Annotated in this window: 16 protein-coding genes and 1 pseudogene; 5 read left to right on the top strand and 12 right to left on the bottom strand. The window is 38.8% G+C overall.

Features of this window, described 5'->3' with window-relative positions; translation table 11 throughout:
* Positions 1-78: 78 nt before the first annotated feature.
* Positions 79-984 (top strand): YbjQ family protein, encoded by a 906-nt coding sequence (locus AAEZ22_RS15905; protein WP_225741027.1) that lies wholly within the window; start codon positions 79-81, stop codon positions 982-984.
* A 256-nt stretch (positions 985-1,240) separates the two neighbouring features.
* Here the strand turns inward: AAEZ22_RS15905 and AAEZ22_RS15900 are convergent, their stop codons facing one another.
* Together AAEZ22_RS15900 and AAEZ22_RS15895 are read right to left on the bottom strand one after the other, a co-directional pair.
* On the bottom strand, positions 1,241-2,215 hold the full coding sequence (locus AAEZ22_RS15900; RefSeq protein ID WP_352297987.1) for a transposase: 975 nt from the start codon (positions 2,213-2,215) through the stop codon (positions 1,241-1,243).
* Between the two features lie 238 nt (positions 2,216-2,453).
* A complete protein-coding gene (locus tag AAEZ22_RS15895) occupies positions 2,454-2,954 on the bottom strand; it encodes a nuclear transport factor 2 family protein (protein ID WP_352297984.1) in 501 nt (166 codons plus the stop codon).
* A gap of 180 nt (positions 2,955-3,134) precedes the next feature.
* Between AAEZ22_RS15895 and AAEZ22_RS15890 the strand changes: the two genes are divergently transcribed.
* On the top strand, positions 3,135-4,016 hold the full coding sequence (locus AAEZ22_RS15890; RefSeq protein ID WP_352297981.1) for an SDR family NAD(P)-dependent oxidoreductase: 882 nt from the start codon (positions 3,135-3,137) through the stop codon (positions 4,014-4,016).
* 128 nt (positions 4,017-4,144) lie between these two features.
* Here AAEZ22_RS15890 and AAEZ22_RS15885 read toward each other — a convergent pair whose 3' ends face one another.
* Positions 4,145-4,393 carry a hypothetical protein gene (locus AAEZ22_RS15885; protein ID WP_011328558.1) on the bottom strand — a complete coding sequence of 83 codons (249 nt, stop codon included), beginning with the start codon at positions 4,391-4,393 and terminating at the stop codon, positions 4,145-4,147.
* A 166-nt stretch (positions 4,394-4,559) separates the two neighbouring features.
* On the opposite strand from AAEZ22_RS15885, the gene AAEZ22_RS15880 reads away from it, so the two are divergent.
* Positions 4,560-4,958: a YkgJ family cysteine cluster protein gene (locus AAEZ22_RS15880; RefSeq protein ID WP_197108760.1), complete on the top strand. Its 399-nt coding sequence runs from the start codon at positions 4,560-4,562 to the stop codon at positions 4,956-4,958.
* Positions 4,959-5,036: 78 nt separating this feature from the next.
* Here the strand turns inward: AAEZ22_RS15880 and AAEZ22_RS15875 are convergent, their stop codons facing one another.
* Positions 5,037-6,668, bottom strand: a complete 1,632-nt coding sequence (locus tag AAEZ22_RS15875; protein ID WP_352297978.1) for a cyanophycinase — start codon at positions 6,666-6,668, stop codon at positions 5,037-5,039.
* 246 nt (positions 6,669-6,914) lie between these two features.
* On the opposite strand from AAEZ22_RS15875, the gene AAEZ22_RS15870 reads away from it, so the two are divergent.
* On the top strand, positions 6,915-7,502 hold the full coding sequence (locus AAEZ22_RS15870; RefSeq protein ID WP_089368506.1) for a hypothetical protein: 588 nt from the start codon (positions 6,915-6,917) through the stop codon (positions 7,500-7,502).
* A gap of 49 nt (positions 7,503-7,551) precedes the next feature.
* Here the strand turns inward: AAEZ22_RS15870 and AAEZ22_RS15865 are convergent, their stop codons facing one another.
* Positions 7,552-9,747 (bottom strand): UvrD-helicase domain-containing protein, encoded by a 2,196-nt coding sequence (locus tag AAEZ22_RS15865; RefSeq protein ID WP_352297974.1) that lies wholly within the window; start codon positions 9,745-9,747, stop codon positions 7,552-7,554.
* A 250-nt stretch (positions 9,748-9,997) separates the two neighbouring features.
* On the opposite strand from AAEZ22_RS15865, the gene AAEZ22_RS15860 reads away from it, so the two are divergent.
* Positions 9,998-10,912: a M14 family metallopeptidase gene (locus tag AAEZ22_RS15860; RefSeq protein WP_182679094.1), complete on the top strand. Its 915-nt coding sequence runs from the start codon at positions 9,998-10,000 to the stop codon at positions 10,910-10,912.
* A 78-nt stretch (positions 10,913-10,990) separates the two neighbouring features.
* Here AAEZ22_RS15860 and ccoG read toward each other — a convergent pair whose 3' ends face one another.
* From ccoG to AAEZ22_RS15825, 7 genes and pseudogenes are all read right to left on the bottom strand, one after another.
* Positions 10,991-12,373: a cytochrome c oxidase accessory protein CcoG gene (gene ccoG / locus AAEZ22_RS15855; RefSeq protein WP_182679092.1), complete on the bottom strand. Its 1,383-nt coding sequence runs from the start codon at positions 12,371-12,373 to the stop codon at positions 10,991-10,993.
* A gap of 146 nt (positions 12,374-12,519) precedes the next feature.
* On the bottom strand, positions 12,520-13,938 hold the full coding sequence (locus AAEZ22_RS15850; RefSeq protein WP_179808000.1) for a sigma-54 interaction domain-containing protein: 1,419 nt from the start codon (positions 13,936-13,938) through the stop codon (positions 12,520-12,522).
* A 192-nt stretch (positions 13,939-14,130) separates the two neighbouring features.
* On the bottom strand, positions 14,131-14,685 hold the full coding sequence (locus AAEZ22_RS15845) for a YceB family lipoprotein (RefSeq protein ID WP_011328566.1): 555 nt from the start codon (positions 14,683-14,685) through the stop codon (positions 14,131-14,133).
* A 93-nt stretch (positions 14,686-14,778) separates the two neighbouring features.
* A complete protein-coding gene (locus AAEZ22_RS15840; RefSeq protein ID WP_352297969.1) occupies positions 14,779-17,460 on the bottom strand; it encodes a DUF349 domain-containing protein in 2,682 nt (893 codons plus the stop codon).
* Entirely contained in the window at positions 17,450-17,731 is a 282-nt protein-coding gene (locus AAEZ22_RS15835; protein WP_011328568.1) for a YeaC family protein, read from the bottom strand. The genes AAEZ22_RS15840 and AAEZ22_RS15835 overlap by 11 nt, the downstream gene beginning before the upstream one ends.
* Before the next feature lies 1 nt (position 17,732).
* On the bottom strand, positions 17,733-18,059 hold the full coding sequence (locus tag AAEZ22_RS15830; RefSeq protein WP_011328569.1) for a hypothetical protein: 327 nt from the start codon (positions 18,057-18,059) through the stop codon (positions 17,733-17,735).
* Between the two features lie 58 nt (positions 18,060-18,117).
* Positions 18,118-18,981 (bottom strand): annotated as a pseudogene (locus AAEZ22_RS15825) (alanine:cation symporter family protein); the annotation flags it as partial.
* Between the last annotated feature and the right edge of the window lie 77 nt (positions 18,982-19,058).

The raw sequence follows: 19,058 nt of genomic DNA, 5'->3' as shown, positions 1-19,058 counted from the left end.
GGATAATTAAACTTAAATGACTTGAATTTGCTAGCGCCTTTTGTAATTCTAATAACACTAAAACTACTAAGGACGGTTATGTTTTTCTCTAAAAATGACAAATCTACACCAGCAAATACTAAACCCGATTGGAGCCTCAAAGATAGTGAGCTAATTAACAATATCACTGGCGAATCTTATGATATGGCTAATCTTTATTATGCTTCAAAGAAAGATGGCTACAACGCAATCACGACTATTTGGCATGAAGGTAAGTTTTTATGCAACTTAACTACGTTGTACAGCCAATCTAATATCTATAAAAATCATGGTATGAAAGAGTGTGATGCATTTCTAGAAGATTTTAATGATGTAAATTTGGTTGATTTAGATGGTAATAGCATAGAAATATCCTTACCCACACTATCATTTCTAGACAAAGAGTACGGATTAGCTGGGATAAGAACCCACCACAATATAGACAGCTATGGTGTATTACATTATGGGAGTCTTTTAACACATGTTTCAGAGCATGAAGCTAACACAATAGATAAAGCCAAAGATATTCACTTAGCTCGAATGTACGGTCTTAATGGCAGTAAAACAAAACAGCAATTCGATACGCAAAAAGTAGAGCTTGCAACCGCGAATAAGTTTAAAAAAGTAGATCCTAGTGATGTATTGCTCACAACTGAAACTGCTCCTGACTTAAAGATCTTCAAGCGTATTGATGTAATCACAGCTGAATGTGTTTATGGTATGAATATCTTCAAAGATATATTTGCAAGCTTTAGTGATACTTTTGGTGGGAGGAGTGACAGCATACAAAACACATTAAGAGACGCACGTAAAACAGCTCTAGCTGAGCTTAGAAAAGAAGCCGTTTCTGTTGGTGCGAATGCTGTAATAGGTATAGACCTAGACTACAGTGAAATATCAGGTGGTGGTAAAGCTGGCATGTTGTTTATTGTCGCCTCGGGTACAGCAGTGATAATAGAGCAGTAGCTTACAAAGCCCTGCAAATATCTTAAATAAATTGTAAGGACAAATAAAAAATTAATGTGACACCCATTCTAATAATTAATCGCTTTAATTTTTACTAAGATAAATATCGTTTGGCTTAAAGTGTCCTAAATATTCAAAATGCTTCCGCTAGCTCAAATAACATCGTTTTTACCTACTTTTTATTCATTTTTAGGCATGCGAAATACTGTGCTTTCACAGTGAAGGGAAATAACGGGTAACTTTTTGAAGTAACGCTTTAAGCCAGTAGTTTTTCGCAGTTACTAACGTTTGCGCGCCGCTTTCTGTTTAGGTGTTCGCAGTATCCTTCGTGCGACGCTGGGCGACCTACTGCACCATGAAATACGCGACTAAATTGTGTGGTGAGTTTTAGCCAGTTTTCGGGGGTAATGTTTACTCTTTGTAACAGGGGTAAAGTGCTGCTTTCGATATAGCCTGCTTTACCTTCGCGTATACAACGCCCGGTTAATTCTACTAGTTCAAGGTAAGATTTAAGCGCAAAGGGTAATCCTTTTGCCATGTGCTTTTTTGGTTTACCTGAAAAGCGCAGGAGTTGCTTCGGTTGCTTACCTGCAGTGGCACTTTCAATGCGTATTTTTACACTGGTATGGTCTGATGTTTCAGGTGTTGCTGCTGCCTTTGCTCTTATTGGGTTTAAATCAACATATGCCATACAGGCGATTAATGCCGCTTCATCTAAAAGGGCTTGTGATTTAAAGCGTCCCTCCCAAAAGCGGCCGGTACAGTTATCTTCTTTATTAGCTCTGCGCGCAATGTCTTCATTTAATAAGCGCATAAACCAACTGATATTAGCTAAGCGTTCTCGGTATTCACTGATTGTTTCATTTAGAAAGAGCCATTCAATTTTACTTAGCTCTTCGCCTTGCAGGTATTTGTTAGTGAGTACAGTGCCTTTACAAAGCCTGTGCCACCGCTGAATAATGGCTTTATCGGTTAGTCGCTTGGCTTTTTTATCATCAACATAGAGTACTAAGTGGGTGTGATTACTCATTACTGCATACGCACACACATCGATACAAAATACGTTAGCGAGGGCAAGTAATTTGCTTTCAACCCACTCTCTGCGATGTTCATACGATTGATTAGTAAAGTTGTCTACACCGCATAAAAATGCACGGCGTACACAGCGCGAAATACAGTGGTAGTATTTTGTATCGACCAAACTAACCTGACGTTTTCTTGCGATAGCCATGTGACACCCTGCTTAATTATTGCACTAAAAAGAGCATAGTTAATTACACTGATATTACAAATATTAAGATGGGTGTCTGTTTAATATCTTTTTTACAAATATTAAGGTGGGTGTCTGTTTAATATCTCTCCATACCGACCAACTTTAAAAGCCTTTTAAATAACCAAAATCAATTACTTCGCAACACGCTCAGTTACTTTATTGCTACCTTTCCTGAATTTAAAAAATATACAGTAACCTAGTCTGGCATGCAGTTTCCGCTATAAACCACTTTGCTATATTCACCTGAAAAATCACTCATGCTTACCGAATTTATTATAAATGCACTTTTGCTGATCAGCCATTGACCGTCTCTTTGCTTTTCAAATTCGTCGAGGTAGTAGCCACCTAATTGCACATGGAGCTTATCTTTGGTGTTGATACTTTGAAAGCGAAGGTTAATTTTAGTCTTGGCTGTATTGTCGGTGAGCTCTAAAAAAACCGGATTTTGTGCGTGATGCATATCAACTATATGGTCGTGGCAACCAAGATCTTTAAAAACAGCCACAAAATCTTCCCGTCGGTTAAATTGGCCAATGTGACCAAAGTTAATATCTACTTCGCCGCTAATAAAGCAATTAGTTACCAGCTCAGGTTGTTTTTCATCGCAGGCATTTAGGTAGCGATATTTCAATTCTAATATTGATTGCTTGTCTTCTAGTTGCTGTAAACGTTGCTCGGTAGTCTTTATATATTTCATAGCAGTCCTTTGTTTTTTGGTTGATTTTTAAGCTAGGCTTTTATACTAAGGCTTTACATGCTAATTTCAATACAAATATATCTTTATTACTAGTACGACTACTATCGAAACTAAATTGAGCTGGTTAGCCAATTTAACCTTTAGTACTTTTAATGTGTCATCTTTTAAATGAGGGAATCCATGCAACAGGAAGAAGCAAAAGTTGCCATTGTAACCGGTGCTAGCCGCGGTGCAGGCAGAGGCATTGCCTTAGCTTTAGGTAAAAAAGGCATGACAGTTTATGTTACTGGCCGCAGTATAAAAACAGGCTCAGTTTTAGGGTGGGATGGTTCGGTATTACCCGGAACAGTATATGAAACTGCCGAGCAAATTAATCAAGCAGGTGGTATAGGTATTGCTGTAGTGTGCGATCACAGTGACGATGCGCAAACCGCTGCATTATTTGCTCAGGTTGAAAAAGAGCAAGGCCGATTAGATATTTTGGTTAATAACGCTGCATTTATTCATGATCAATTAGTTGAACAAAAGCCATTTTGGGAAAAAGAGATTGATGCGGGTAAAATTTTAGATGTAGGTTTACGCTCTGCTTACGTGGCTAGTTGGCATGGCGCAAAACTAATGGCTAAGCATAACAGTGGCTTAATTATGTTTGGTTCATCATTTGGTGCTAGTTGTTATATTCATGGGCCTGCTTATGGTGCACAAAAGGCGGGCCTTGATAAGCTTGCTCATGATATGGCGGTAGACTTTAAAGGCACAGGTATGCGTGCTGTATCTATTTGGATGGGGCCACTCTTAACCGAACGTTCGGCCATTATAGGTAAACTAGATAAAGAGCAATACCAGCAGTTTATGGCAACCGCAGAGTCACCAGAATTTATTGGTGATATTGTTTATGCTATTGCTAATGACCCTAAAGGTGACGAGCTTAACGGGCACACTGTAATTGCTGCCGAAATAGCTAAGCGTTTTAATATTACCGACAGAGAAGGTTTGCAGCCACCATCTTATCGCGAAATGTTAGGTTCGCCGAATAAGCCAAACCCTGCCGTTATTTATTAATAAGTTATAGATGAGGCTGTTGAAGTTGATAGCGCCTATAAACCTTAAATAAGCTTATAGGCTAAAAACAAAATAAACGCCGCTTTAATTTAACAGTTTAAATTAAAGCGGCGTTTTAACTATTATAGTTAATGCTTGCGCCCTACACCATTACGAACCATGTCTTGCCCTGTTTGGAATACGTTTTCTGTAATCATGCGTGCTAAAAGTAGCTTTTGATTATCGTCAAACACAGCAACAAAGCGGCTGCCATCTGCGTTATTTGTTGCCATACCAATGCCTGCAACACCTTTTAAGCCAAAGCCACCGCTTTCTACATTAAGTAAAAAACTTTCAAGGTCGGCTAGGTTATCAATTACACTTTGCTCTTCACTCATTTTTTATAACTCTTTTAATCATGCTCCGCGTACTGCAAAGCTTAGTAATACAATATGCTCGCTATTTTATATACTCTTGGTAGAAACTTAAACCTTTTCGCCAACAACACCGCATATCAATATAAGTGCTACACTGTGGCCTGGTTATTATGCTAACTGGCAAACTATGAAAGACTGTAATCAATGCGGTAAATGTTGTATTAAATACGGCGATGGCGACTTGAGTGCTACCCAAGAAGAAATTGATTTATGGGAAATATTTAACCCTGAAATCTTTGAATTTGTTAAAAATAATGAAATATGGTTCGATCCTAAATCGGGCGTTAGGCTAAGCAGATGCCCTTTTTTAGAGGTTGAGCCTAAAACAAACCCTCAAGCGCAAAATAAATACACTTGCAGTATTTACTTAGACCGCCCCGAAGACTGCCGTCATTATCCGAGCCTAATAGCTGAAATGATCAGAGATGAATGCGAAATGATTGAAATAACTGATCTGTCGCAGCCAATAAAAGCACAAATAAAACTAGATTTTATCATGCGTGATAGCCGCCCTGCTGGCTACTAAGTATTAAAACGGCCAATGTAGTTTTATAAACAATATTTTGGCCGTTTTAATTAAACACGCTCTAGTAAACTTTCAGAACTAAAATGTACTCACTGCAAGTTCTAAATGACTGATAGCACAGCCATATTGATCCTTATTAATACGATGATACGCAGTGTTAGCTTGTACACTTAAGCTCAATATAAACTGATCTTGTTGGGCAACTGTACTTTGTTCTTGGCTTAAACACATAGCTTGAATAAGTGAGCGTAATTTTGCATTCGTTAATATAGAGCCAAATCGTTGTAGCGGTAATGCTGGTATTTTAATACTTGCTACAGCTTTATTAATGCTGCGCTGGCTTAGGGTAAAATCTTCATTTGCAATATCAATAACGCTGCCTGCAGGCCAGTATGAGTAGTTATAATGCTGATTGCCTTTTGCTTTTAAATATACCACACCACTTTTACCTATTACGGTAATTAAGTTACCTGCGGATGACTTTATAACGACTAATGCCGTGGCTTCATCAATACCAAAACCAAACTTTTGTTGCGTTTTATCAAGTACTGTTGCCAACCTTAATGTACGGTTTTGTTCACTAAAGTGAGTATCGATCATGCCATAATTAAATGTTGCAAGGCCACCAGCAAGATTAAACATAGAACTATCGTTAATATCTGCCTGTAAAGCCAAAAGGCTCGATCCTTTAGTAATTGTAGCTATGTTACCACTTGTGTTTTTGCCACCGCTTTGAATAGCCGCCCCCGCGCCGCTACCTATAACAACAGGGCGTGTTTGCAATGCTTTAGTCCACGGGTAAGCTTGGTTGTTTTCATCAAACAGTACGCTGCGCGTTAAGTCTTGCTCGCCATTATTAAAAATCACTCCTGTACTGTTGTTTATTAGCTTTACCAAGCTATTAACGCCATTACTGCAAAGGGTATTTTCTGCTTGGATGCGATCGGGATAAATAGCCTCACGGTTATACAAGCGCATTTCTGATTGCCTATATTGTGGTAATTTTTCACAGGTGTTTGTAGTAATTGCTTTAACTAATGCAGGGGTCAATGCTAACCATTGGCTGTTTACACTTGCCGTGCTCAATAAACCTTGAGTAAAATCGGCAGCAGCATAAGGGTCTCGGCTTGCTGCTGTAATTGCCAACACACTTGGTTGCTCGTTAGCTACCTTTAAACTACCCGTTATAAATTGCAGTATATTGTTTATAGCCGGTTCATTATTCAAACTAGGGTTAACTTGCTCCGCTAATCGCTGCCCTTGAGAACTCAACTGAGGCACTTCAAGCATATCCATAACAAAATGATACTCTTGCTCCGATAGGCTATTAAGCTGGGTATTATCAATATCGCGCCAGTGCCATAACAGTGCAGGCTTAGTTATTGATGTTGATGATTTAGCCTTTATCGCAAGTAAAACTTTAACTGTACTGCTTTTAACTTCTTGATTAGTACTCGGCCACTGCTGAGTGATTTTTTTAACTTTTTCAGCCGTAACGCTAAATAAATGCTCTGCTTTACCCGCTATTTGGGTGTTTTTATCGCACTGTTGCATGTTTAAACTACTGCAGCTACTTAGCTCGCTACCAACTAAAATTAACGTTTGGCTTTGCTCTGCGGCCGTTAAACTAGCACAAAACGTAATGCTTAATAACACAGCTAAAAAGCGGACCAATTGTTGTTGTCTATAATGTGTAAATGCATGCGTCATGATATAACCCAAATAAAAAGTGGCTTGTAATTACATCATGTTAATTTTTAATAACTTGGGCTGCAACTTTATATCTTAATCTAGCTCTAGGGTTAAGCTAATAACGCGCCGTATCGCTTTGTTTAGCTAAAGATACTAACTACCTAAAACGGTTAAAGACTAACTAAACAAAATTAAACACGCTGTTTATTGAGCCGGTGTTTTGTTTAACTTATGCTTATATTTTAGGCAACCCGAGTATGGAATATGGATTTTTCTGCTGAAGAAATAGACTTTTTATCTGACTTATTTAAATCCGATCAAAAACCTGCATTACCTCATGAGCCTATGTTAACCATGCAAAGCAGTGTGCCTGTTAGTATTGCGCAGTTACTTAGCAATGCCAATTTAACTCTACTGGCTGAGGTTGCCCATTACCAACTGTGGTTTCCGCTACACTTAAAAATTAATAGCTCCGGCACAATTACACCTACTTTAAGCGCTCCTGAAGTTATTGATACTAAAGGCACTCAACGCAGTTGGCGCTGGAGCCATTTAAATATTAAAAGCCAAGGCTTTTGCATTGAATCAATTTCAAGCACAGGTGTATTTTTAAAGCCCACCGGTAAACACAAAAACCTATCAAAAGTTCAACACGTAGAATTTACCCTACCAAATAAAGAATCTGTATCTATGGATATTGAGCCTGTCAGGCAAAGCAAGCATGGCCTTGCAGCTAAAATAAAACACATTCATACTGGTAAAGAACAATTAAGAGCTTATTTATTTGCCGAGCACCAACGTCAATACGCTAATTTATATCAGCATGAACCATTAATTAACTCACCAAGTTAGCGCTTAACAACAGCCTCTGGTTACAGTCACTGCATACTATTGCTTTTTGTTATTTGCTAAACAAAGTAGATGCAATATGAATTGGATAGTTGTCATTTATTAATTCTTTAACAAATAACGACGGCTGTTTAGCATCGGCAATTAAGTAAGCCTTATGTTTTGCTCGGGTAAGCCCCACATATAATAAACGCCGCTCTTCTGAATAAGTAAAGGTGTTTTGGCTAGGTAGTAAAGCCTCCAGCAGCGGATTATTTTGCTGACTGCTCGGAAAGCCAAACTTCCCCTGCTCTAACCCTATAATAATACAGTAATCTGCTTCTAACCCTTTGGCGCTATGCAGGGTTAAAAATGCTACGTTTGCACTTTTTTGTTGTGAGGATAAATGCTGTTGCACTTTGTTGAGCGTATAACGATAACGGCTCAATACAGCAATACTCGCGTTTGCATGGTGTTTTTGAATAGTATTGATAGTTTGCTGGGTTTTTAGCTCTAACGACTTTTTACCTTGGTACACGTCATCTAATAAAATAACTTGAGGCTCAGCCACTTGTGTATGAGTAATAATGAGCTTTTTATACTGCTCAGGGTTTTGCATAACAAAACGCCCCGCTACGTCACTTATACTATTGTTATACCTAAATGTTTTTTGCAACAACGTTAACGAATGACTACCCACTAACTCATTAAAACGTGTGGTAAGTGCTAAGTTACCACCAGAAAACCGATAAATTGCCTGCCAGTCGTCACCTACAGCGGTAAAACGCACCTTATGACCATGCTTAATTAAACTGTTTAATAAAGCCATACGCGCAGCAGAAATATCCTGAAATTCATCCACTAAAATATGCTGCCATGGCACATTCACTTGCTGCTTATTTACAGCCTGAGTAGCTTGTAAAATCATATCGTCAAAATCAATACAGTTTTGCGCAATGAGTTGCGTTTTATAAGCGCGATGCATAGCAATTAATAACTGCGCGGCCGCACTGTGATGATTAGTGCTTTTTTGATTGCTATTAACTTGACTCGTATTTAATTGATTGGTACTTAGATGAACAGTATTTAATTGATTATTTTGGCGCTTAAGCCGCTGAGTAATTTCGCTATCGGTTAACTGTTCAGCCCTTATAGCTGCTAAGCATTTTAAATATTTATCAACCTCATGCTTAAGCTGCCCTGAGTCTTTTAATATTGCCAGTACTTGCGTAGCATTAAACTTACTTTTATGAGTATCGCAGGATACTAAAGGCTTATCGAGCATAGCAATAAAGGCGCTTAATAATACCGGTTGGGCTTGTACTTGCTCACTTAGCCATGATGTTAGCCAGCTCGACAGCGCGCCAAAATCACTTACAAAAGGCGATATGTCGCAACCTTTACCTGCCTGCTGTAGCAGCTGCAACCCTAACGCATGAAAAGTTAAAACCTCTGGTGACTTGCTTGATAATTTAGCCTGCTGGGCGCGTTTAATAAAGCGTGTTTTAAGCTCTTGCGCCGCTGTTTTATTATAAGCAAGTACCAGTATTTGCTCTGGCATTGCTTGTTTTGTGGCAATTAAATCAAGTGCTTTGGCTACCATAACTGAGGTTTTACCGGTACCTGCAGCAGCCAATACTAAATTTTTATCGTTATTGCGTATTACAGCAAGACGCTGCTCATTAGTTAATGGGTTTGACTCCACGTTATTATAAAAATCAGCTCGTTGAGCAAGTTGCTTGCGCTCATATTTATTACGCAGTTGTGCAATAGCATCATTCTTATTTTTTGCACTGGCCAATACCGATAAAAACTGGCTACTATTTGAAGGTAAATACCCTTGCCACACATTGCGGTTTTGCTGATAGCGCTTGCTCAGTGAAAACACCTCAGCGCTTAAAATTGTGGTATTACTGTCGCGTAAATACTCATCTAACGCAGTGCGCTTTAATAAAGCTTTAGCATTATTTATTTTGTGTTCAAGCGCTTGCGAAAAATATTGGTTAATTGCAATGTTTAGTGCTTTTGCCTGTGCTTTGTTTAAAAAGCTAATAGTAGTATGAGCACTATTTTCACCTAGAGTTAAATTAATTTTGGCGCTAAATATCCGGTTTTGCAACTGCGAAAAATCGTTAAAACCCTTGATTAAAAACGATTGCTTAGTCGCGTTTTTAAACTCAATCACTAAGCTTTCCTGCTCAATACTGAGTAATTTAATACGGGTGAAAAAACGGCCTAACCAACTAGGTGTGGCAAAATACTGCGCCATAATACTCAATATCTAAGTAGGTAATAAAACAATTGTAACATACTCTTTTATAATACATTTAATTTAACAACTTACTATAACTGAGCTTAGTAAATAGCTAATTTAAAAAATTAAAACAGCTGTTTATCGTTTTAATTTGCGCCTTATTTTAGTCAGCGTTAAGCTGTGCCTTTATTTACTAATTATATTAACTGCATTTGCTATATAGCCTTGCTATAAGGTTAATTATAATTATTATTAAAGGTTTATTATGACTAACAGCACATATCCTATTGGCACACCTGGCACTAAGTGGAATAACAACGATAAAGCCGATTGGTTAACCCGCCAAAATATTAAACGCAGCTATCAAAATGAAGTAGTAACCCTCATTAACGAGCTCAAAGATGCGCTTAATGTAGAACAATATGGCGAACTAAATTACGTTGCAGGCAAATATCCTTTATTTGTTTTAAAAACCGCTGACTTTAACACTAACAAACCTACCGTTTTAATTACCGGTGGTGTACACGGCTACGAAACTAGTGGCGTACACGGCGCGCTTAGGTTTGCAAAAACGGCAGCGCAAAAATATAGTCAGCATTTTAATATTGTAATCGCACCTTGTATTAGCCCTTGGGGGTACGAAACGATAAACCGCTGGAACCCAGAAGCCATTGATCCTAACCGCTCATTTTATGAAGGTAGCCCAGCGCAAGAGTCGGCGGCGATTATGGCGTATGTAAAATCCCTTGAGTTAGATTTAATTGCTCATATTGATTTGCACGAAACGACCGACAGCGACAACAGCGAGTTTCGCCCGGCACTAGCTGCACGCGAAGGCACAGTAAATACTAATTGGAATATTCCCGATGGTTTTTATTTAGTGGCCGATAGCACTAAACCTGAGGCTGCATTTCAAAAAGCCATTATTGATAGCGTAGCAAAAGTAACCCACATTGCCCCAAGTGATGAAAATAACCAGCTTATTGGTGTGCCACAAGAGCAATTTGGGGTGATCAACTACGCTGCTCGCGAATTAGGTTTATGTATGGGCTTTACCAATGCACCTTATGTAACCACCACTGAAGTATACCCAGATAGCCCTACAGCAAGTGACGAAGAATGTATTTTGGCGCAAGTAGCCGTAATTACGAGCGCATTAGATTACATAATTAATCTGTGATCTGGGTTTAAATATATACAATTAATAATCCTATTAAAATGCCCAAGTAGGTAAACTAGCTTGGGCATTTTTATACTTTTAATTTTTATAAAAGTAACTATCTTTCGTTATGCTAATGCTCGGATCTTCTTCTGCAAAAATAATAAATTTAACTTTACTTACCTTGTTTGAAATATCAAAGCCATCTGCAGTCACCGTTACGGGTATACGCCTCATCATTCCAGGTTGAATTAGTGTTGTATCTGGGCTAGTTAATTTAGCCTCTGCTAAGCCTGATATAGCAATAGTGTAGTGCAATGTTTGTTGGGTTTTATTTATAATCGTTAACGTATAAGGGTTTTCTACTAAACCCTCATAATTTACTCTGTACAAGGCGCCTCTATCGCGCAGTACCGAGGCTTCAATTGGTGTTCTTTGTACCACCCAAGCAAACATAGCTACAATTAGCATCAAGGTCAAAACACCATATCCAACCAATTTAAGCCTAAAAGGGTTGGTTTTTTTACCCGCCATTTGCTCTCCACTAGCGTATTTTATTAACCCTTTTTCATAACCAAATTTATTCATAGTATCGTCGCAAGCATCAATACATAAGCCACAGTTTATACATTCATATTGCAAACCATTTCGAATATCTATTCCAGCTGGGCATACCTCTACACATAAATTACAATCTACGCAGTCACCTAAGTTAAGTGCTTTTGGGTCGGCCTTACGTTTACGTGGGCCACGGTTTTCACCGCGTGCGCTATCGTAAGTAACCACGAGTGTATCTTTATCAAACATAACCGATTGAAAACGCGAATACGGACACGCCACAGTACACATTTTTTCACGTAAAAATCCTGCGTTACCATATGTACACAAAGCAAATAAAAACACCCAAAAGCTGGTAATACCCGACCACTCAAAAGTAAGCATTTCTAAGTACAATGTTTTTGCGGGTATAAAATAAGTTAAAAATGAAGTGGCAGTTAATAGTGATAGCACCAACCAAGCACTGTGTTTAGTAAGCTTTTTACGCCATTTGGTAAAACCCCATGCAGATTTATCAAGCTGTATACGCTGATTACGTGTGCCTTCAACGCGTTGCTCAACCCACGAAAACATCAACATCCAAATAGTTTGAGGGCAAGTATAACCACACCAAACGCGGCCTAACCAGTTGGTTACAAAAAATAGCGCAAAGGCCCCCACCATAAACAACATGGCTACAATAATAAAATCTTGCGGGAATAAAGTTAAAGTGAAAATAGTAAACTTTTGCGTTGCTACATCTAATAGCACCGCTTGTTGGCCGTTATATTGGATCCACGGTATTGCAATAAACGTAAGCATTAATAACCAGCCTAAGTTACGGCGTATACGTTGAAAAAAGCCTTTTTGCTCACGTATATAAATTGGCCCTTCGCTTTTGTAGGGCTTGATGATCATATCTTCTTCTTTAATATCAAACTTCATAGTACTTACTTAATCATAACGGATGTTAGTTAAGTATTTGCAACTTTCAGACCAAACTGAAAGCAAAGGCATTACATTGATATTTAAGTGATTTATTTATTATTGAAAACCTCAAACTCGCGAAATAAAGCGATCCTCGCGATATATCACGAAACCTTGCTAATCCCTAACTTGTGCATTTTAGAGCGTAAGGTACTCTCTGGCATACCAAGTTTTGCAGCGGCACCTTTACTCCCCGATATTTGCCAAGCCGATAGCTTAAGCACAGTAATAATATGCTGTTTTTGCATTTCATTGAGCGTTAATGCTGGGTTTATAGTACTTTGTGATATTGCTTGTAATGGCTGACTTAATTGTAAAATAGCTTGCTTAGATAAAATGGCCTCGCGCTCTAGTACATTTTGTAACTCTCTAATATTGCCTGGCCAGTCATAAGCTTGTAGTTGAGAAATTGCCTTATTACTTAATCCCTTAAGCTGCTTAGTTAAACGTTTATTTAACTGCACTATTAAATTACTACATAAATAAGGAATATCTTCCTTGCGCTCTCTCAGCGCTGGCACTTTTATAGGAAATACATTTAAGCGATAGTATAAATCGATTCTAAAACTGCCTTTTTGCACCATTTCCCATAGATCGCGGTTAGTTGCTGCAATAACGCGAATATCTACCTTTAATGTATTGCTTGCCCCAACACGTTCAAATTCTTGCTCTTGCAACACTCTAAGCAACTTACTTTGCGCTTCAAGCGGCAGCTCTGCTATTTCATCTAAAAATAAGGTACCTTTGTCGGCTAGTTCAAAACGCCCTTTACGGCGCTCATTAGCACCAGTAAACGCGCCTTTCTCATGGCCAAACAGCTCTGACTCTAATAAGCTTGGCGTAAATGCTGCGCAGTTCACTTTTATAAAGGGCTGTTTATTACGCTTACTTAATCTGTATAGGTTTCGGGCAACCAGCTCTTTACCTGTACCATTTTCGCCTAAAATAAGCACTGTGGTATCGGTTTCGCTCACTAACTTAATTTGCTCTAACATGGTTTGAAACACGTGGCTTTTACCTACTAAGCCAGAGTCTTGCCAATCTTCGTTTAATTCTGCTATTAAATAATTATTTTCATCTTGTAACTGTTCACTCAAATGTTTTACTTGTGCAAGTGCATCTTGTAATGCATTTTGTGTTTGTTGCTGCTGAGAAATATCGCGAAATACCGCTACAGCACCTATCAATTCATTATTTCGATAAACTGGTGTCGATGTGTACTCAACAGGGAAAGAGCTGCCATCTTTGCGCCAAAAAACTTCGTTTTTCACTTCACGGCGTTTACCGTCAAACATGGTGCAATATATTTGGCATTCGTCGGCTGGATAAGGCGTGCCATCGGCATGAGTATGATGATGGTATTGATGAATTTTTTTACCTAATAGTGTCTCTGCACTCCAGCCCGTCATGCGCTCGGCCGCAGGGTTAACAAACACGGCATTACCCGACAGATCAAAGCCATAAATTCCTTCGCCCACTGCGTTGAGTAATAAACTAGGATCGTTTAAAAATTGTTTTATCATAAAATAGCCCTCGCGAAATATCGCGATCATTATGACAATTTAATTCAAAAAGTGCACTGCAAAAATTATTATTAGTAATTAATAGCGCTGGAGGAAGGGAGTGACAATAGAATTACGAAAATACAAAAATTTATGACAAAAAATAAAGCCTAGTTACCTTATTATGCTAACTAGACTTTATTTACAACTAACTTAAAGGCGTGGAACCAATTTTATAGCGCCTGCAACCACTTTCATATCAAGTGGTAGTTTACTTAGCAAGGCCATTTTAGGATCGTTCATATTTAGCTCATACACTGGGTTTACAGCTAAAAAGCGGTTAATAATATCCATAGCTTGTTCGTCTAGCGCACCTAAATTACCTTTAAAACCACCAGCATCAACACTCGAATCTAGTAATTTTATATTACGTAAAAACACCGCTTTTTTCTCGCTGTCGTAAAATGGGCTACCTTCTATTTGCAGCTTTAAGCGTACTGGGTATTTTAATGCAAAAGCACTAATGTTAGCGCTTGAATCGGCGCCTAACACTACAACATCACGATTTTCTGGACCAATATTTACACTCACATCGTTTACATCAAACTCTACTGGTAATCCCATTAAACTTACCTGTTCGCTTAATTTAGGAAGCTGTTTTGTTAATAACGACTCCACGTCGGCGTTAGTAAATGAATAAACAGACATTCCTTGTGTAGCGTTACATGCAGTTAAAAATAATGCGGCAATAATAAATAATATTTTCATAAAAAACTCTCTAAATTATTATAAGTGATGGGTATAAAAAAGCCGCTTACGAGCGGCTTTTAAAAGAGTAATACTCTATTAGGTGTAACTACACTAAGCTGTAAAAACAGCCTTTAGCCGTGCTAGTGTGTCAGCATCAACTGAACCTTCACTGAGCGCTAACAACTGCTTTAAATAATAGCTTATATCTGCATGTTCGCCACGATGCTTATCATCTAACATGGCAACTTGCTCTGCCATTCTTTGCATTGCATCATTACTACTTACATTAGCTAAAATTTCCATTCTAGTAAGTAACTGTGCGCTACTAAGTGATGTTTTAAGTGCAGCTTGGTACTGGCTCGGTATCGCTTCATTATTTTCAAGAGCGTTAAATAAGGCCACTAAATTAGCTTGTTCGGCTTTGCTCGTTAGCCCTGCAAGCTTCTCTTCTATGGCGCTAAGTAACGACGTTACTTTTGGCGATAGTGACTTAAACTGGGTATACCCTTTAACTTTAGTTTCTAAGTCGTGTAATTGCGCTTTTTCGTTAATTTGACCCAGCGCCAATTCAAGTTCGTTAAGCTCAGCGACTACTTGCTTGTCGTTTTCGCTTTGATCTAACTTTTGCTGTTCAAACTCGCTACTGCGTTTAGTAAAAGTTTCGTCGTTAAATTGACGAAATTTTTGCCATAAGGCATTTTCAGCTTTTAAGCCGGCAAAGCCAATTGCTTGCCACTGCTGCTGTAATTGTTTTAGCTCTTGGCATGCTGCTGCTAGGTCATCACTTTGTGATAATTGCTGCGCTTGCTCTACTAATGCATTTTTAAGTACCGCATTGCCTTTATGAAACGCATTTAACGCCGCTAGCACACGCTGCTGCTCGTTTTTATAACGATCGTTTAATACACGGTACGTTTTAGGGTCAACTTTACCCACACTACGCCATGCTTTGTTTAAACGATTGTATTGGCTTTCAAACTGCTTCCAATCAAAACCCTGCTCGTCAGTTGCGAGTAAGTGCAGTGCATGCATGTCAGCAATAATACTTTCGCGCTGCGCTTTTGACGCTTCACGTTGTACTTCTTGCTCTGCAAAATAGTTACGGCAAGGTGCAAACAATAATTCGATTTTTTGATCAAATTGCTCACCTTGTTGCTTTTCTTCGTCTGTATCTAAGCGGCCAAGCTCATTCCAACGTTTACGCAACACTTTAACTTGATCAGCCCGTTGCTGGGGATCTACGCACTCCTCTAAAGCGAGCGTGCTAACTTCTTCAAGTAATGCTTCGCGCTTTGGTGCTGCAGCATATTTTTGCCAATCTTTGGCGTCAGCTAGCTGCGCTTCTAAATCGGTTTTTAAGCTTACAAGTGGTTGCTGATACTGCTCAGTTAAGGTATTAAATAACTCTTCAAAGCCTTTAAACACACCAAATGCAACGTTAAAACGACCTTCTTCTATTAGGCGCTTTACATCACGGGCTTTGCGTTTAGCTTGGCTTTGATTTTTTTCAAGCGGTTTTATCAACTCGTTCATTGGCACTAAAAATTGCTTTTTATGCGCATTAAGTTGTGTTTTAAACGTACCTTGCAATGCACTATCTAATATATTTAGATGATTACGCGCTGCTTTAAAACCACTATTAAATGCAGCTAGGCTTTCGTCGTATTGGGCTAAATCGGCTGCTGGTTTTATTTCACACAGTGCAGCAAATGCCAGCTTATAATCTTTAATAGCAGACGTTAGCTCAGGTAATTTAGCTACTTGAGTAAATGACTTTTCTAACTTATTAATAACCTGCTTTGATTGCGGGTTATTGGCTAACTCTGTTTCATTTATTGCTTGTTGAGCCTGCGCTACTTTTGCATCAAGCCAATCTTGCTGAATTTGCTCTGGCGTTTCTAGGCCAAGTTGTAATGCATTTTCAATTTCTTCACTTAAAGCTTCAAGCGTTGCTAATGCCAACAGTTGACGCTGTTGTAGTGCAAGTAATTGCTGCTCTTTTTCGTGCTCACTGCGAAGCTGTGCAATATGGGCATTTAGCTTTTCGGTAATTGTGCTGTACTTTTCGTTTAGCAGTTTTACTTGCTCGGTGCTAAGCCACTTAAGCTCTAAGGCTTGCCATTGCGCCATTAACTCACCGGCTTTTGGGTTTACTAATGCAAAATCATTTTTATCGCGCAAAGCATTTAGCTTGGCTAAAATAACACGGGTTTCCCCCTCAACTTGCGCTGGCATTTCAATTGCTAAACGCTCGTTTTCTAAATGCGTGTTAAGCGCTGTTTTAGCACTGTTTTGTGCATGCTTTAATAATGGTTTAGTTAACTGGTGGGTAATAACCAGCTCAACTAGTTGCGCTTGTAACTCTTCGCTGCCCTCTTTAAAGGCTTTTTCTATTAGTTTAGGGTTTCCTAGGCGCTTTAGTAACTTAACCCGCACTTGCAACTCTTTTTCTGCAAAGGCAAGTTTTTCAAGGGTTTTTACTGGTGCAAAACGCTCTATATATTCGCTTTTAATTTGCGGCGACAGTGTACTTTCGCTACTTAAAACAGCGGTAGATATTTGTTGTTCAGCAATATCTTTTAATGCTTGATCTTGTTTATAAGCTTTCCACCACAGTGGCAAGTCGTTTACTTTTTGCAGTGCCTTACGACGAATTTCTGCTGAGCTATCTTCCAGCGCTAAAGTGCTTAAAATTATTGCGTCGCGTTGTACATCTAATTTTTCGATTGCGTCTAGACGTACTTGCAGCTTTGGGTGTTTCCATTTTGGCGTAAAAAGGTGTTTAAAGATCATGTTCACTAAACCTAGCTATTTCGTTATCTGAGTTAAATTCTTTTTGCAGTTGTGCTTTTGTTTTTTGCACCATTTCGCCATTTGCACCAATAGTAAATTGCTCATTCGATTGAGCAACTTTTGCTTGATACAACATAACTAACTGCACTGTTTGCTGTTTTTGTTCATCTGATAAAGGAGTGCCATCTGGCCATTTGCCAGTTGCTGCTCCGTATTGCAAACGTTCAAATAATTCTGGGGTAATATTTTGTACAAGATTGTCGATATTCATGTCATTTTTTCTTTTTTAGAGTCACTAAAATAATACGATTAATAAGGTACCAAATACACCCCACGCCAATAGCGATGGTGTAAGCATACCACTGAGGTGTTTTTTCTTGCGGTTGTAAGAAGTACAAACAGAAAAAACCGCCTAAAAATAGGATAAGTGCTAAAAATGAGTGAGTTATAAACATTTGCTGTTTTTTAATTCGCTGCTCACGTTGAAGCTGTTGAACTTGCTCATTATTTAAGTCGGCAACGTTACTTTCGCAATGCGGACATTGCGCGTGTTTATCTGATATTGATTTGGCACATTTAGGGCAACGGATAATCGCCATACATCTCTCCATACTACGCATAAAAAAAGCGCCTTGCGGCGCCTTTATTGTACTTGTTTTATTTCTCGTTGTCTTTTTTGAATTTGACCCAGTAGTCATCTACCGATTCTTTCATCTCTTTACGCAATAACATAATGCCAATTAAGTTAGGTAGTGTCATTACAACAATAGCCACTGCCGCTAACTTCCATACCAAGGTGGTATCGGCGAACGATGCCCAAAAGAATGCAGCCACATAAAATACGCGATACGGCATTACTGAGCGATGCCCTAATAAGTAAATCATTGCGCGATCTCCATAGTACGACCAAGCAATGGCAGTAGAGAACGCAAACAGCAATAAGCCTATTGATACAATGTACTGGCCACTATCGCCAAAGTAACCACGTTTAAAAGCCTTGGTAGTTAGCTCTGCTGAATGTACCAATGATTTGCCCACTAAACTAATGCTGTCATCTGTTGGCATGCCATCTATTACTTCTATAACACCTGTGTATTTGTGCTTTTCAGTAATACCAAAGCGTACATCCTCTGCAATTGAGCGTGAATGTAGTACCGTAAAACCTGTACTCAATGCCTCACCATTAACCACTTCAATATTGCCGGTAAACGTCTCTATATTACTTTTTTGACCATTAAGATATTTATAGAGGTCTTCGCGCTGTGTTTGGTTTTCTTCTGTGTAATCGCCTTTAATAATACTCATAGCCGAGCGCTCAAAATGAGTTTGAAATTTTTCATTCCACACCCCCGAGGATAAAATAACCAACCCCGTAAGCGTACAAATAATAATGGTATCGATAAAAGGTTCTAGGATAGATACTATACCCTCTGATACTGGCTCATCAGCTTTTGCCGAAGCATGCGCTATAGGCGCAGAACCTTGACCCGCTTCGTTAGAGAATAAACCACGGTTTACACCCTAATGCCAGTCAGTTAACACTGACTGGCTTTTTTTTATACGGATATTTAGATGGTTTCTTTTTCACACATCGTGGA

This window comes from Pseudoalteromonas sp. 20-MNA-CIBAN-0454 (genome assembly GCF_040308685.1).
GTDB lineage: Bacteria > Pseudomonadota > Gammaproteobacteria > Enterobacterales > Alteromonadaceae > Pseudoalteromonas > Pseudoalteromonas nigrifaciens.
Note: the sequence above shows the minus strand (reverse complement) of the source record. Positions and strands in the feature narration are given on the sequence as shown.